General features: G+C 67.3%; 15 protein-coding genes and 3 pseudogenes. 7 read left to right on the plus strand and 11 right to left on the minus strand.

Annotation, left to right across the window (positions count from 1 at the left end; all coding sequences use genetic code 11):
* Positions 1 to 63: 63 nt before the first annotated feature.
* The 3 genes and pseudogenes from ACZ60T_RS32540 to ACZ60T_RS32550 form a co-directional block, all read right to left on the minus strand.
* Positions 64 to 798 (minus strand): phytanoyl-CoA dioxygenase family protein, encoded by a 735-nt coding sequence (locus ACZ60T_RS32540; RefSeq protein WP_469669261.1) that lies wholly within the window; start codon positions 796 to 798, stop codon positions 64 to 66.
* Positions 799 to 863: 65 nt separating this feature from the next.
* Positions 864 to 1,430 (minus strand): annotated as a pseudogene (locus ACZ60T_RS32545) (transposase).
* 73 nt (positions 1,431 to 1,503) lie between these two features.
* Positions 1,504 to 2,088 (minus strand): hypothetical protein, encoded by a 585-nt coding sequence (locus ACZ60T_RS32550; protein WP_469669229.1) that lies wholly within the window; start codon positions 2,086 to 2,088, stop codon positions 1,504 to 1,506.
* Between the two features lie 227 nt (positions 2,089 to 2,315).
* Here ACZ60T_RS32550 and ACZ60T_RS32555 point away from each other — a divergent pair, with 227 nt between their 5' ends.
* Positions 2,316 to 2,672, plus strand: coding sequence for a GmrSD restriction endonuclease domain-containing protein (locus ACZ60T_RS32555; protein ID WP_469669230.1), 357 nt, complete (start codon positions 2,316 to 2,318; stop codon positions 2,670 to 2,672).
* Here the strand turns inward: ACZ60T_RS32555 and ACZ60T_RS32560 are convergent.
* Positions 2,641 to 3,537, minus strand: a complete 897-nt coding sequence (locus ACZ60T_RS32560) for an amidohydrolase family protein (protein WP_469669231.1) — start codon at positions 3,535 to 3,537, stop codon at positions 2,641 to 2,643. The two genes, ACZ60T_RS32555 and ACZ60T_RS32560, sit on opposite strands and share 32 nt — an antisense overlap.
* 45 nt (positions 3,538 to 3,582) lie before the next feature.
* On the opposite strand from ACZ60T_RS32560, the pseudogene ACZ60T_RS32565 reads away from it, so the two are divergent.
* A pseudogene (locus tag ACZ60T_RS32565) lies at positions 3,583 to 4,131 on the plus strand (IS5 family transposase); the annotation flags it as partial.
* Between the two features lie 67 nt (positions 4,132 to 4,198).
* Here the strand turns inward: ACZ60T_RS32565 and ACZ60T_RS32570 are convergent.
* Together ACZ60T_RS32570 and ACZ60T_RS32575 are read right to left on the minus strand one after the other, a co-directional pair.
* On the minus strand, positions 4,199 to 4,855 hold the full coding sequence (locus ACZ60T_RS32570; protein ID WP_469669232.1) for a GNAT family N-acetyltransferase: 657 nt from the start codon (positions 4,853 to 4,855) through the stop codon (positions 4,199 to 4,201).
* Between the two features lie 202 nt (positions 4,856 to 5,057).
* Positions 5,058 to 5,738 carry a hypothetical protein gene (locus ACZ60T_RS32575; RefSeq protein WP_469669233.1) on the minus strand — a complete coding sequence of 227 codons (681 nt, stop codon included), beginning with the start codon at positions 5,736 to 5,738 and terminating at the stop codon, positions 5,058 to 5,060.
* A gap of 37 nt (positions 5,739 to 5,775) precedes the next feature.
* Between ACZ60T_RS32575 and ACZ60T_RS32580 the strand changes: the two genes are divergently transcribed.
* On the plus strand, positions 5,776 to 6,294 hold the full coding sequence (locus ACZ60T_RS32580) for a CGNR zinc finger domain-containing protein (RefSeq protein WP_365633960.1): 519 nt from the start codon (positions 5,776 to 5,778) through the stop codon (positions 6,292 to 6,294).
* Between the two features lie 188 nt (positions 6,295 to 6,482).
* Positions 6,483 to 6,839, plus strand: coding sequence for a hypothetical protein (locus tag ACZ60T_RS32585; protein ID WP_469669234.1), 357 nt, complete (start codon positions 6,483 to 6,485; stop codon positions 6,837 to 6,839).
* A 25-nt stretch (positions 6,840 to 6,864) separates the two neighbouring features.
* On the opposite strand, the gene ACZ60T_RS32590 is transcribed toward ACZ60T_RS32585, so the two are convergent.
* The 5 genes from ACZ60T_RS32590 to ACZ60T_RS32610 all read right to left on the minus strand — a co-directional run bounded on the left by ACZ60T_RS32590 (position 6,865) and on the right by ACZ60T_RS32610 (position 9,831).
* Positions 6,865 to 7,701: a hypothetical protein gene (locus tag ACZ60T_RS32590; RefSeq protein ID WP_469669235.1), complete on the minus strand. Its 837-nt coding sequence runs from the start codon at positions 7,699 to 7,701 to the stop codon at positions 6,865 to 6,867.
* A gap of 72 nt (positions 7,702 to 7,773) precedes the next feature.
* A complete protein-coding gene (locus ACZ60T_RS32595) occupies positions 7,774 to 8,160 on the minus strand; it encodes a hypothetical protein (protein WP_469669236.1) in 387 nt (128 codons plus the stop codon).
* A gap of 230 nt (positions 8,161 to 8,390) precedes the next feature.
* Positions 8,391 to 8,726, minus strand: a complete 336-nt coding sequence (locus ACZ60T_RS32600) for a helix-turn-helix domain-containing protein (protein ID WP_362301629.1) — start codon at positions 8,724 to 8,726, stop codon at positions 8,391 to 8,393.
* Complete coding sequence (locus ACZ60T_RS32605; RefSeq protein WP_469669237.1) at positions 8,723 to 9,592, minus strand: tyrosine-type recombinase/integrase; 870 nt, start codon at positions 9,590 to 9,592, stop codon at positions 8,723 to 8,725. The genes ACZ60T_RS32600 and ACZ60T_RS32605 overlap by 4 nt, the downstream gene beginning before the upstream one ends.
* Positions 9,580 to 9,831, minus strand: a complete 252-nt coding sequence (locus ACZ60T_RS32610) for a hypothetical protein (RefSeq protein ID WP_469669238.1) — start codon at positions 9,829 to 9,831, stop codon at positions 9,580 to 9,582. The genes ACZ60T_RS32605 and ACZ60T_RS32610 overlap by 13 nt, the downstream gene beginning before the upstream one ends.
* Positions 9,832 to 10,164: 333 nt before the next feature.
* Here ACZ60T_RS32610 and ACZ60T_RS32615 point away from each other — a divergent pair.
* The 3 genes and pseudogenes from ACZ60T_RS32615 to ACZ60T_RS32625 form a co-directional block, all read left to right on the plus strand.
* Positions 10,165 to 10,581: pseudogene (locus ACZ60T_RS32615) on the plus strand (DUF4158 domain-containing protein); the annotation flags it as partial.
* 629 nt (positions 10,582 to 11,210) lie between these two features.
* Positions 11,211 to 11,525: a hypothetical protein gene (locus ACZ60T_RS32620; protein WP_469669239.1), complete on the plus strand. Its 315-nt coding sequence runs from the start codon at positions 11,211 to 11,213 to the stop codon at positions 11,523 to 11,525.
* A 326-nt stretch (positions 11,526 to 11,851) separates the two neighbouring features.
* A complete protein-coding gene (locus ACZ60T_RS32625; RefSeq protein ID WP_469669240.1) occupies positions 11,852 to 12,211 on the plus strand; it encodes a beta/gamma crystallin domain-containing protein in 360 nt (119 codons plus the stop codon).
* Positions 12,212 to 12,297 lie beyond the last annotated feature (86 nt).

Here is a 12,297-nt window from a genome sequence, read left to right on the forward strand (position 1 = left end):
AGTTGACGGATGCTACATGGGTTGATCGAGCAAGATCTGTTCCGTGAGACGCGGAAGCCTGCTTCAGGTTTCGGTGAGGCGGGATCTGACCGGCCCGTACTCCAGCCAGACGTCCTGCAGGAAGTCCTTCTGGCGGGTCGCATGCGCGCGGTTGCTGATGCGGTAGTAGAGCATGCGTCGGGTCTGGTCGGAGGCGAAGTTGCCGCCGATGTTGTGGCCGAGTAGGTAGTGGGCCAGGAGCAGGTCGCCGGCCCGGCCGGTGATCTGTTCGGGCTCGGGGAGGGGGATCGGGGGGTAGGCGCAGTACTTGCCCGTGCCGTGTTCGCGGAAGTAGGCGGCGTGGGTGCGGTGCGTGCCCGGCCAGACCCACAGGTTGCCGGAATCCTCGGTGAGCTGGTCGGTCAGCAAGACACCGGCCAGCATGGTGAAGGTCCCGAACTCGGGATCGTCGACCGGCTCGGCGTTGGCTGCGTCGATGTGCGGGATGCCCGGGCGGTGCGAGAACGGCGGGATGTTCAGTGCGACCTGAACCTGCCAGGGGACCCCCAGGGTGCCAGGACCGGCCAGCTCCTCGGTGTACCCGAACGCCGGGCCGCCGGTCAACGGCGCCAGCAGATCCTCTTCCTCCTTGGTCTCCAGGAAGTAGAAATGCGGCCCCACCTTGCCGGCTTCCGGCGGCTGCCCGGCCACCAGTCCGTCGACCCGGCGGTTCGCCCGATCCAGAAGCTCGCCCGGCACTGCCTGTGGGATCACGACGAAGCCGCGCTCAGTGAACTCATCCAGCCGCGTCTCGCTCATCACCCGGGCGACGGTAGATGATCACCAGCCCGAGGGGCCAACGGATTTCGCTCCTTGGACGTGTATCAAGTCGTGATCGACGGGTGCCTGGTGAGGTCCTTGATCCAGATCATCGAGGCCCGTAGGTGGAGGCCGGCGAGGTAGCCGGCGGGAGTTCCGTCGTAGCGGGTGGCGATGCCCCGCCAGTCCTTGAGTTTGTTGATCAGCCGTTCCACGGTGTTGCGTTTGGTGTAGAGCCCGGCGTCATGGCTGACGGGCCTGCCGCCCCCGCTGCACTTCTTTCCGGTTGGCCGCCTGGTCCTTCCTCTCTGGGATGACCGCCTTGATACGGCGTTTGCGCAGGTAGACGCGGTTGCCGCGAGACGCGTAAGCCTTGTCCCTGGCGACCGCGTCCGGCCGGGTACGGGGACGGCCGACACCCCGGCGTCGCGCCACTGCCGGAAGCGGTTGTGGACGGTCGACCAAGCGCCGAACTCCGACGGCATCTCCCGCCACTGCCCGCCCGTCTTGAACCGCCAGGTCACGCCCTCGAACTGCTGCCGCAGCCGCTCGGGGTACGGGCCGTACTCGCCGATCGGCAGGTACGGCTCGATGAACGCCCACTCCGGGTCAGTCAGTTGCACTCGCGTCACGTAAGAGGGTCTACCGGACCGGACCACGCCACCAAGGCGCATCCCTCCGATTGATCACGACTCGATATGCGCCCTAGTCGGGCTGTGTGTTCGGGTAGGTGGTGGTGTAGTCCTTTACAGATATGGCCCTGTCTGTGGCGTAGTCGGCTTGTGCCTGGCGGTCTGCGTCGGTGATGTCGGGGTGTACCGGGGGTTCTTGGGGTGCGCGCCAGAGCTGGATGAGGTGGCGTTCTCCGCGGTCGCCGATGCCGGGTTCGGGGTTGTCGGCGTGGCAGCGCAGGCGCATGCGCACCCAGTCCTCGCCGTCGGGGGAGGGCGGGATCTCGAGGATGGGTTCCTCGTCCGGCCAGGCGTGCAGGATGTCGCCTTGCTCGAGGGTCGCGAGGCAGAGGGTGGGGGTGTCGGCGTGCAGGCTCATCTCTTCCGCGGGTTCCCAGTCACTACTGGTTTCGGGGGCGGGTGGGGTGTCGTGGAGCTGGATGGTCAGGTGGAGGGGGCCCGTGTCGGTGGTGGTGAGGACGACGGCGCTTTCGTCGGTGGCTGGGCCGCAGCGTCGGCCGAAGGGGAACTCGTCGGGGTAGTCGTAGTCGTCGGTGAAGCCGATGAGGTAGCCGTTTTCGCCGAGGGCGACGGTGAAAGAGGACTCACGGACCAGCACGAAGGGGGCCTCCTTGAACGGGCAGGGTGCCCCTTCCCGAACGAAAGTTGGGAAGGGGCACTCCTGTTGGGGCGGGGAGTGTAGCCGCGCTCAGGCGACTACGCAGAAGGGTTCGCCGTCCATGACGTACATCTGGCCACGCCACGCGGTGATCCGTGCGTACCGGGTTCTGTCCTCCTGGACCTTGACCCAGATGATCTCTCCCTGGCTGGTGGGGAGGCGGGCAGGTGGGTTCCACCATCCTTGTCGGAGGCGAACGGGTATTCGTCGTCACACGAGGTGCGGCCGACGAGACGCATGGTCGGCGGTCCTACGACGGCAAGGTCCTCACCGCCGCCAGCCAGGCCGACATCGACCACGTCGTACCTTTGGCCAATGCCTGGCGCTCCGGGGCAGATCAATGGGACGCCACGCTGCGCCGGAAGTTCGCCAACGACCTCACCGACCCGCAACTGCTGGCTGTCTCCGCCTCATCGAACCGGCGCCCGGCGTCGCACCTGCGGGGTCGGCGCGCACCGGGCGCCCGGGCCTGGCCCGCCGCCCGTTGGCGGTTCAGGGGGACGGGTGCTTGGCGCGGGCGGTGAGGCGTTCCCAGTTGCGGTGGCCGATGTCGGCCTTCTGCTCGTCGGTGAAGGGCGAGTTCTCCAGGAAGGAGCGGGCCGCACCGTTGCTGGTATCGACGTAGGGGAAGCCGCCGGGGCGGAAGCCGTAGGTGAAGGGGTAGTCGGTGGAGTACAGCATCCGGTCGGTGCCCATCACCTCGGCGGTCCAGCGCAGGTAGCGGGGGCTGTTGGTTCCGCTGCCAGCGACCCAGAAGTTCCCCGTGAAGTAGTCCGCCAGGGGCTGCCGCAGACCTCCCGCCTTACCGAAGAAGCCCGTGTGGTCGAGGTAGAACAGCACGACTTCGCCCCAGTGCCCGGCGATCACCTGCAGATCGGGGAACCGGTCGAAGACTCCCGAGAAGATCATGCGCAGGTACTGGACGCCGAGGTCGTAGTACCAGCCGAGTCCGGCTCCGGCAAGCAGGGGCCCCATGGGGCCCGGGAGGTCGGAGTAGTAGGCGTCGACGACGGGCCGGGGCGGTGTCTGCGGGTGGAAGTGCAGCGGCACGGCCAGTCGCTCGGCGGTGGCGTACAGCTCGTCGTTGTCCGGGTGGTCGGCCGGCTTGTCCCCGGTCCGTCCGTACAGCATCGCCCCGGGGAAGCCCAGCTCGCACACCGCGCGCTCCAGTTCGGCCGCGGCCGTGGCCGGTGACTGGGTGGGTATCGCGGCGAACGCCTGGAAGCGGTCGGGCCGGGAGGCGACGATCTCGGCGAGCTGGTCGTTGGCGTCGCGGGCCACCGCGACGGCTTCGGCCTCCGGCAGGTCCTGCACGCCCGGGGACGACAGGGACAGCACCGCGACATCGATGGCCGTCGCGGAGGAGAAGGGGCTCCTCCAAAGGGGCAAAGCGCCCCGATAGACCCGCCTGGCGAAGGTGACGATCAGGCGGCGCGTGAGGAACGCCGCCGCACGCGTCGACGTCGCAGAGCCCGGCTCCGCGCGGCCGAACTCGGCCGCTCACGCGGCGGTTTGACCACCAAGACTCACCTTGCAGCTGACCGCTGGTGCCGACCGCTGTCGTTCGTCGTCACTGCGGGGCAGGCCGCCGACAGCCCCCGATTCGCCCCGGTTCTGGAGGGCTTCAGAGTCCGCGGACCCATCGGCCGTCCGCGCACACGGCCCGGCGCGGTCGCCGCCGACAAGGCGTATTCCTCCCGCGCGAACCGCTCCTGCCTGCGGCGACGCCGCATCCGCAGCGTCATCCCGGAGAAGTCCGACCAGGCAGCCAACCGTAAGAAGAAGGGCACGTGTGGGGGCCACCCGGTCGGACACGATCCCGACTTGTACAAAGACCGCAACACTGTCGAACGCTGCGTCAACAAGTTCAAGGAGTGGCGGGGTCTGGCCACCCGCTACGACAAGACCCCCACCAGCTACCTCGCCGGACTCCGCTTACGCGGCGCCATGATCTGGCTCCGCAGCCTCCGACCCGTCACATGATCTGAACCTGGAACAGTCCGTGGTGCCGCGTCGCGTGTCGGTGGCGGGCGGGCGGCGGGTCGTTCCGTCAGGCCGGGTTCGGTTGACCCCGCCGTGCCTCCGGCCGGGCGAGCACCGTGGCGTCGGGCCAGGTGAAGCGGAGCTTGGCGGGGGAACCGATGAGCCGGGACGAGACTCCGCCGGGGGCCGCCACCGCGGCCCGTTCCGTGCAGGTGCCTCCCAGGGCCAGGTAGAACTCCTGAGCCGCGGTGTTCTGCTCGAGCACCCACAGGTACAGCGCACCGCCACGCGCGCGTTCGGCGACGGCCTCGGCGGCGCGGGACAGCAGTTCGGTGCCGAGTCCGGTGCGACGGCGGCGCGGGCTGACGTGCAGACCGTCGATGAGGCTGCCCCAGCGTCCGTCCTCGTCGAAGACGACATGCACGAGTCCCACGAGCCCGGCATCGTCCTCGGCCAGGACCGTCGAGGTACCGCCCGGGCTGGACAGACGCGAGGACCAGGCAGCGCGCCACTCGGCCACCAGATCGCCGTCCAGGAACGTGTCGGAGAACGCGCCGCGGTAGTGGCGGCGCCAGTTGGCCACCTGCAGCCGTGCGATGGCATCGGCGTCGCCGGAACCGGCCGGCCGAAACCGCGGTGGCGCCGGAGGCGAACCCGTGAAGTGCGAGGACACTGACGGCTCCGGGGCCGCCGCGTTCCTCCTGCCGAAGTTGCTCTTGCTCAACCTGAACTGCTCCCTTCGCTGTGAGACATCAAGGGCTGCCCGTACGACCAGTACGAAGCGCCGCTGCGCGGGCCGAGCAGCGGCCGAGGATGGCCGCGAGGCCCGTATTGCCATTGCCCTGAGTCGGTGCGGGATGCGGGGATGCGGCCGGGCCCTCGGGCCGGCCCCGGCGCGCTCCGTCCGGGGCCCGGCGCTCGGCGCCTCAGTCCTCGAACAGGAGCCAGGCGATATGCAGTTCTTCCGCGCCCGGGCGGAAGATCCGCAGGAGCTCGGCGCGCTCGGGGTCGCCTTCGGGGAGGTACTCGGCCAGCAGTGCCTGCGCGGCGATCGTCTGCGGGCGGGCGCCGAGCGCGGCGCGCAGATGGAGCGAGCGGCGCAGCATCGCCAGCCGCTCCGCGGGCTCCTTGTGCGGCGCGAGGTGGCGGATGATGTAGGACTCGAAGAGCCCGTCGCCGGACTTCGTCGCGACCTCGAGCGCCGTCTCGTACCGCGGGAGAGCGCCGGCCGCATCTTCGTCGATGTTGTCCAGCAGGACGGCCCAGTGGTACTCGGCCCAGGCGCTCAGCATCTCGTCGCCGTCCTCGGCCGCCGCGCGGTAGGCGGCCTCAGCCGCGGCGCGGTCGTCGGCGCAGGTGTCGCGCCGGAACAGCAGGCGGCTGTAGGCAAGCCGTCCGGTGAGCAGTTGTGCGATCGGTGACGCGGGATCAAGTGCCGCTACCGCCTTCTCGGCCTCCTCGTGATTTTGCCTCTGGAAGAACCACCGGTCGACGGCGATCTCCGCGCGCAGTTCCGGCGCGGCGTCCGGGCCCAGGACGGCGAGCGCGGCGTCCCACTCCCCGAGCAGATGCAGACGACTGGCCATGTAGGCATCGTTGGATATCATGGCGCCTACAGTATGAAGGGACCATGTAGGGGGTCAAGTGCAATACGGTGACTACATCGGGAACGTGGCGCGGCTGGCCGTCGAGCTGGCCAATACCGGAACCCTCGACCAACACGGCGAACTGGTCGCCGCGTTCTTCGCTGAACACGAAATCGTCCCGCCACCGGAGGGTGACTACGGCGACCTTCCCGAGCTCGTACGCACGGCCCTGGCGCAGTTGGTCGACGGCACCGACCCCGACGCCGTACACCGACTGCTGCGCGACTATCCGCCGGAGATGCACCTGTCCGACCATGACGGCCTCGGCGGCTGGCACATCCACTTCAGCCGCAACGGCGCCCCGGCCAAGCGCTGGGTCGGCCAGCAGATCGCCGCTAAGTTCGCCCTGGTCACCGCCGGGGATCCGACGGTGACTCTGGGACGGTGCGCCGCGGTCGGGTGCGGGAACTACTTCGTGGACCAGTCACGCAACCGCACGCGGCGGTTCTGCTCCAACGCGTGCGCGAGCCGGACGACAGTCGCGGCCTATCGGGCCCGCGCGGCGAAGAACTCCTAGTAATCCAGCAGCGGTTCGTGTCCTGAGCTGGTAGTTGTCCGGGTGTGATACTGGTGGGCTCGCGTATTCAACTGTCGCGAGTATTGCTGGCAAAGCGTCGGTGTAGTCACTGTGTGTTGGGGTGCCGCAGGTCATGGTCTTTGCTGGCAGCCCCTCGCGTCCTGGCCGTTGGTGGATAACCTGCCTCCATGCCGCTGAACGTCCCCAAAGAGATCAAGCGCGTGAACAAGCAGGTCCTCGTAGAGCTGAGCTCGAAGAGCGAGCGCCTCAACCTCGGCAGGGGACGCGAGCCTGGATGGCTGGATCAGTACCTGGCCAACGATGCGACGGGGTCTCTGCGAGCGATCCTTCTTGAGCGTCCTCCCAAGCCCTGTTATCGCTGCCTCGTTCTGATCAAGCGGGCCGACCGGGAAGTCGAGCACTTCCTGCTCGACGTGCTGCCGGAGGATTTCGACCGGCTTGAGGACATCGCCGGCGAGGATCTGCTCATGTTCACGCGCTGGGCGTTGTCCCAGATCCCGTTGAGTCCTCTTCCTGCGGAGTAGAAGGTTCATTCGGCCGACCGCAGATTCAGGCGTTGCTCTGTGGGGTCCAGCCGGGTGGTGACCGCCAGTGGTCTCCGGTGGCGTATCGGCTCCAGGTGCCTCCGGCCTCGGACGCGAGCTTGGCTGTGGTGACCCGGTGATAGCCGAGAGCCTCAGCAACGACCGGCGCGGGCATTTCCAGAACGTGTTGCCGGATCGCGGCTGTGCGGCCAGCCGTGGTCGGGATGCCGATGTCGTTGATGAGCGAGGCAAGAGCGTCGGGGTGCATCGGTTCCCCGGCCCGGCGGCCGGGGAACAGCCACCGGGAGGCGTGGTTGGTCGCGGTGTTCATGTTGTCCCGACTGCTGATCCAGCGATGTAGCAGTTCCGCGAGCGGTTCTGGCACTGGGGACGGCGGTTCGCCGAGGCGGAGAAGCGTCTGGTCGTTGCTGTGGCCGATGTCGTCCAGGGTGAGGCGCACGACTCGGCTGAGTGGTTGGGCATAGAGCAGGACGATCACGCCCGCGACCCGAGTGCGAAGCGGTAGGTCCGGGTCGGTGAGTAGGTGCCCGATCAGTTCCAGTCGTTCGGGCTGCGGCATCGGGGTGGCCCGGCGGATGTGGACCGGGGGCAGCCGGAATGCCCGGGTGAGCTTGCTGGCCGAGCACCACAGCAGAAAGGCTCGCATGGTGTTGCGGGTGTACTCGTTCTGCTCGGTGTGCCAGGCATCGATGCCGGTCTGGCCGCAGGTGCCAAGGGTGTGATCACGGGCGGTGAGCCAGGTGAGGAAGGCTGTGGCCTGCTTAACCTGGTCAGCGGCATGTCGACGGGCTGCCGGTGTGATCGCCTTCTTTTGGCTGCTGGTCCTCAGGCGTGGGAGCACTTCCCAGGTGGCGAACCGGCGGATGACCTGAGCGTGGTCGGGGTCAGGAATGTCGGCGAGGTGGCCGATGAGTCATCGTTCGAGCGAGCAGATCCGCTTGTCGACGGCGGGTAGGACACCGCAGGACATGAGGAGTTCCCGCAGATGGGCGGCGGCCCGCCAGGGTTCGAGGCTGTGGAAGGCTTCGTGGGTCAGCTCGATGTCGCCGGTGGCGAGTCGGCGTAGCCAGTCGGCGGTGGAGTCGGGGCGTTCCTTGTTCCGGTCGAGCCAGGCGAGGCCGGACAACGGGCTGTCCATGGTGCGGAGCGAGTCGGCCAGCGGAACGAGTTCGGGGCGGATGTGGCCGGTGCCGTCGTCCAGTAGCTGGGAAAGCCGGTCGGCAACGGTGCAGCGGGTGCAGAGCCGACCTCTGTGCAGCTTGCCTTCCTCTCCGCAGCGGGAGCATCGATAGGACATCATGAAGCCCGCGCAGTCGGAGCAGATCGGCGTGCGGTCGCCGGGCCGTAGACCGGGAAGAGCACGTTCGACTCGGCATTCGGGACAGGTTCCACGAACGCAGAGAGCTTTGTCGTGGCAGGTGCGGCAGACATAGCCGTCGGGCCAGCGGGCGGCGAACCAGCCGTGGCGCTGACAGCGGGCGCACGTCCTCTTGTGCCAGCGTTCGCACTCCTCGGGGGTGTAGGCGGGGCTCACTCGTCAGGAAGGATTCGGGCCGGTCGGGGCCGCAGCTTCGCGACCGCCGTCGGCAAGGCAGGGAGATCACCGGTCGCGGTCTTGCGGACTCCGGCGTTCTCGGCGGTCGTGGTGACCAGGTCTGCCGGCGTGCAGGAGAAAATGTCGCAGAACGCGGCCAGGACCTGGAGCGACAACCGCTCGGGGGTGCCGGAGACCAGTCGGTGGACCTGGGAAGCTGACAGTTCGATGCCGCGGTCGCGTAGTAGCGGCACCAGCTCGGTGGTGGTGAACATGCCGTGAGTACCCATGAGTTCGCGCAGCTTCCACGTGTAGCCGACCTTGCGTTTCACCTCTGCCTCCCGGCCTGGCTCTTCAGGGCGGCGGCAATGGTGCCGTCCAGATGTCGGCGGAGTGTGCGGGTGCGGAAGTCGGAGCTCACACAGGTGTAGATCGCGGTGGTGCTTGCGTGGTCGTGACCGACCTGCTCCTGGACGAAGCGCGGGTCCCAGCCGGCCTCGATCAGATGGGTGACGTAGGACCTGCGGAAGGAATGGAAATCCAGTCCCTCGTCCAGGCCAAGGGCCTGACGGTAGGTGATGAACCGGGAGTTGAGCCGCTGGCAGCCGATCCGCAGCCCGCGCTCGGAGGGCCAGGCGGCCGGGTTCCCTTCGCCTCCGAACAGCGGCCGGACCTCGGTGAACCACTCATCCAGAATGTCGGGGGCCCAGTCCCAGACGGTCAGCACTGTGCGTCGCTTGGGCGGTGAGCCCTTCTTGGCTTTGCCGAACCGGACGCGACACAGACCGAACTCGCCGTACTCGGCTCCGTGAGGGTTGCGGCCGAAGTCAGCCGCGTCCAGCATCCGTGTTTCGTTGCGTCGCGTGCCGAAGGCGTACGCGGTCTTGAACAACGTCGCGTCGCGGAACGCAGGCAGCCAGCCCTTGCGGCCGAAGGCCCGGATGCGGGCCACCTCGTCGTCGCAGTGAGCGAAGAAGGCGTGCAGCTCGGCCTTGGTGAAGGCGCGCTTCTTCGCATCGGACTCGTTGTCCTGGACGTGCACCGCGGTGTTCCACTCGTGCACGATCTGGACCGGATGGGAGCCGAACCGCTCTTCACAAGTGGTGGCCCATTCGTAGAGGGGGTCGGTGGCGAAGTGGCAGAAGGAGCGGATGGCCTCGGAGTACGAGCGGATCGTCGAACGCTTCAGATCACGCAACGAGCGCAGGTCACCGAGCCATTCATCCACTGCCAGGGAAATGCGTTCACGTAGGCCGTGAACGCCTTCACCGTGTTCTCCCGCCCCTCGACAGTCGAGCGGGCCAGGTTCCGTGCGAGTTGCTGATTGGCGAATCCGCCCAGTATCGCGGAGAAGACCTGTTCCTCCGGCCGCAGCAGTGCGACGCCGTCCGTCAGGTGCAGTCTCGCCGCCCCCGGGACCGTCCCGTTGAACCTCACTGTCCACCACTCTCCGTAGCTCGCATCCAATGCGAGAAAACCGCATCGGATGCGAGTCGGGGGCGAAACCGCAGGCCGTCCATCCGGACGAGTGACAGCGGCTGGCCATCGTGGCTCGCCAGCCGTTACCGTCGCACGACATACCGGAGCCTGACCTCCCTGTTCAGCGAGGTGTCGTCCGCCCTTGCTGGTGCCGACACATCAACTGTCGCCAGTTCGCACCCGATGCAATTGGCGGCGCTTGTAGTTGAGGTACAGGAAATCCCGGTGAGAACGATCATGGTCGTCTAGCACACGTGATCGGCCTGGTGCGGGGGTTCGGAGGAGGATCCTCAGATCTGCACGGTCCGCTACATCGGCCGGTTCCTGGGTGAGGACCCACTCGCGGTGCCGCGGGAGGCCGTGGAGTACCTGGCCGGGCAGCTCGGCATCGCCGACGCCTCGTGCATGAAGCGGTACCCGGAGCGCCGATCGACGGTGTACGAGCACGCGGCGGAGATCCAGAAGCGGTTCAAGTACCGGGACTTCACCGATCGGAAGTGGGGTCGGGAGTTCCGCGGCTTCCTGTACGGGCGGGCGTGGACGCATGCCGAGGGGCCTGTGGCGCTGTTCAACCACGCGGTGACGTGGCTGCGGAAGAACCGGGTGCTGCTGCCCGGCGTTTCGGTGTTGGCCCGGCAGGTGTCGGAGGCCCGGACGGTTGCCGAGCGGCGCTTGTACGAGGCGGTGGCCCGCGCCGCGTTCCGGGCCGCTTCGCGGATATCTCCTCCAAAGACCTACGAGGCCGAGGATTCAGACATGGACTTCGACCCGGGCGAATAGCCCTCGTCTTACACTGCCCCACCCTGCCTACCAGGCCGCCACCGCCGACGGCGACACCCTCACCGTCCACCCGACCACCGGCCGCCACTACACCCTGGCCCTCACCCCAGCCGCCTGACCTCCGGCCCGCACGCAACGGGCAGGGTCCCCGGCATCGCAACTCATTCAATTCCGGGGGCTTTGTCATGAGTGCTTGTCCGATGCGAGCGGAGGCGAGGCGCCACCCGCTGCCCACGCGTGGCCTGTGCGTACTGCGACGTCGAACCGTGTGGGTTCGTACGGATATTCGCCTTCAAGGGTGGAATCTCCATCCTGTTGGGGTCGGCTGATGTCGAACGCCAGCGCGATCTCGCTGTGGCGCGGCACACTGTCGCCGGAATCAGCTCTCCCGCACCCAGGAGCCGTCCCCGTGGCCGAGCGAATCGTCGTCCCCGACCTGTGGGCTGGGCGCTGCCAGTGTGGCGCCCACATGTGCGAGGCATCCGGCATCCCGGACGATCCACACCTGTGCCTGCGAGCATTGCCGGAAGCTCGGCGGCATCCCGGTGACGTGGTGGGTGGGCTTCGCGACGGTCACCTGGACCGGCGAGAGCAAGCCGACCTGGTGCGAGACCTTCGAAGGCGAGGCGAAGTGCGGCTTCTGTCCGACCGGTGGCAGCCGCGTCGCGGCGATCGACAGCGACATCCCGGAGACCGGCATCAACGTCACCGCCCTTGACGACACCAGCGGCACAGACCTCTGCGTCTCCAGAGCCCTGATCGCAGCCAGCGCGTTCGTGGCGTCCATCATCATCACGCCAGCATCGACACAAAGCCGACGGATGCCGCAGGGTCTACCTGGTCAACGCGGGTCTATCAGGATTGATTCATGACACTCCATCCTCATTCGTTTTGGCCCGGGCGTATCCGCGGATCGGGGAGGAGGAGTAGCTCGGCAGGACGTGTAGGGGCCTGTGCTTCGCGGTTGGTCTCGGATGTGTGTCCGGTGTGCCAAGGCCGGTGTGCGTTTCGATCGTGCCCGTTTCACGCTCGCCGCGCTGGAGGGCGGGGCGCCAGTGACCGGTTGCCGGCGTACCGCAAGATCATGCTGCTGCGACAGCAAGCTGAAGCATGGCCATGCGCAACCGCGTCCACCTAATTTGGAGATCACATCCCAATGCCCGCCAGGCGCGGGCTTGGACGAGCTTCAGGAGAGAATGTGAACTCGACCAAGAAGAGATTGAAAGTAGGCGGAGTTATCGCGTTTGCGGGGGCCGCCGTCATGGCCCTGCTGGGGCCGGTGACAAATGCTTCCGCGGGCGAACTTCCCTGCGGCGACCACACCGACTACCTGAAGATCAAAGCTCGCAGTGTCGCGTCTGATTCGTGGTATGGCACACGCTGTTTTGCGGGCCCGAACACGTACGGAAGGGTGGAGGGGTGGCTCGACGAAATCTACACGGGCAACAACGTCGCCTGGATTGATGACGTCAATGGCACCTATACCGATTTTGCGAAGTGGACCTGGACCGTATTCCCGAACCGTCCACCTCACATTCACGGCGTGGGCATTTACTGAAATAAGATCCACTAGGGCGGCAGCCCCGGCTGCACGCGGTTGACCTGGCCGCCGGTGCGTAAAGCCAAGCGACCACGGCGGCTCTC

The sequence above is a fragment of the Streptomyces sp. NPDC104371 genome, assembly GCF_055583785.1.

Bases quoted from the DNA above. Each gene is read 5' to 3' on its own strand.
- ACZ60T_RS32540 (WP_469669261.1), bottom strand. From the start codon at position 798: ATGAGCGAGACGCGGCTGGATGAGTTCACTGAGCGCGGCTTCGTCGTG.
- ACZ60T_RS32575 (WP_469669233.1), bottom strand. From the start codon at position 5,738: ATGATATCCAACGATGCCTACATGGCCAGTCGTCTGCATCTGCTCGGG.
- ACZ60T_RS32585 (WP_469669234.1), top strand. From the start codon at position 6,483: ATGCCGCTGAACGTCCCCAAAGAGATCAAGCGCGTGAACAAGCAGGTC.
- ACZ60T_RS32595 (WP_469669236.1), bottom strand. From the start codon at position 8,160: ATGATGTCCTATCGATGCTCCCGCTGCGGAGAGGAAGGCAAGCTGCAC.